General features: G+C 62.6%; 1 protein-coding gene and 2 pseudogenes. 1 reads left to right on the top strand and 2 read right to left on the bottom strand.

What is annotated here, in order from left to right:
• Positions 1-249, top strand: a pseudogene (locus A9W95_RS08775) (hypothetical protein); the annotation flags it as partial.
• Here the strand turns inward: A9W95_RS08775 and A9W95_RS08770 are convergent.
• Positions 246-1031 carry a hypothetical protein gene (locus tag A9W95_RS08770; RefSeq protein WP_067410913.1) on the bottom strand — a complete coding sequence of 262 codons (786 nt, stop codon included), beginning with the start codon at positions 1029-1031 and terminating at the stop codon, positions 246-248. The pseudogene A9W95_RS08775 and the gene A9W95_RS08770 overlap by 4 nt on opposite strands.
• A gap of 48 nt (positions 1032-1079) precedes the next feature.
• Positions 1080-1325 (bottom strand): annotated as a pseudogene (locus A9W95_RS08765) (glycosyl transferase); the annotation flags it as partial.

The raw sequence follows: 1325 nt of genomic DNA, 5'->3' as shown, positions 1-1325 counted from the left end.
CCCACGTTGATCCTCTGGGACGTGGCCGACCAGCCCATCTGGGGCGCGGCGGTCCAGCGATTGAAAGTTGGCTCCACGCGGCGTCTTTCGCGGATCAACCGCAAAGCGCTGATCAAAGAGATCAGGTCCATCCTGGCGCCGGACTACGCGGCACGGGCCCGAGAGCTCTCCACCAAGATGGCCAATCCGGCCGATGCCGTGGCCAAGGCCGCTGACCTGTTGGAGGAAACGGCGCGGGTACGCGCCTAGTTGCTGGTCCTGCGGTCGAGCGGGAATGACTTGTACCACTTGCGCCTATGGGCCGCGCCCATCTCGCGCAGGATGCCCATAGCGGCGGGCCATCCATGAGTGCGGCTCAATCCCCGGATCATCGTCCGACTGGCACCCCAGTGATACTGGCGGCCACCAAAATGCGCATTGGCGGTTTTGCGTCCGAAGTGGTTGATGTACGCCATTTCCGTTGTGTACAAACCGAATCCAGATTTCCGGGCGCGCAGCGCCAAATCGAGGTCGAGTCCCCACCCGAAACGTCCGAAGGTGGACAAATCCATGCCCCCCACGGCATCCCAGCACTTCCGCGACATCGCAAGCGCCGTGCCCTCCACGGCGGGCACGACGCGGTATAGCGGACGTGGAATGTAGTCGGCGGCGTCCGGCTTCTCGCCGGCTACCGCATACGGGAAGCCTAAATCGAACATCGGCCCGACGATGCCCGCGTCATCCGGTAGCCGGGAGTCAAGCAACCCGGCGACAAAGCCTTTCGAAATACGGGTGTCGTTGTTAAGTGTCATCGCGTGGGAGTAGCCCTCGTTGAACGCAGTCCGGAAGCCCAACTCGCTGCCTCCGGCCCAACCAAGATTTTCGCCCGGCGTGCTCACCCTTTCGTTGCTGATCCTCGGGTAATCACCACGATTGTCGACGATCAGGTAGTCCGCACCCTCCCGCTCCAAGTCCGCGACCAGCGCGTGCGTGTACTCGTGCTGACCGTATACCGGAACCGTAATCAGCAGGGACACAGGCGAATCGTACATTGACATCCCTCACGTCGAGATAGATTCGGCAATCCGGTCATCTCCGGATCAGCCGTGGCTGGCATGTTCTTCGAGCAGGTCAGCGGTCGTCACCGCGCTGGCATCCGCTTTGGTCATCCGGGACGCGAGTTCCCGAGCGCGACTTACACAGTCAGGAGCCAGGATCGCCTGGAGGTCAGCCACGAGAGATTTGGTGGTGGCCCCTGAGAACCGCCGACCTCGACCGACTTTCAGCTGCTGCACCTGGGCCGCCCAGAACGGCTGATCGGACGTGACCCAGAGGATGAGGGTGGG

Origin of the sequence: Mycobacterium sp. 1423905.2 (assembly GCF_001673155.1) — a bacterium.
GTDB lineage: Bacteria > Actinomycetota > Actinomycetes > Mycobacteriales > Mycobacteriaceae > Mycobacterium.
This window is presented reverse-complemented; position numbering and strand designations above follow the sequence as displayed.

What these genes read in the sequence shown, in the direction of transcription:
- A9W95_RS08770 (WP_067410913.1), bottom strand. Translation starts at nt 1,031, where the DNA reads ATGTACGATTCGCCTGTGTCCCTGCTGATTACGGTTCCGGTATACGGT.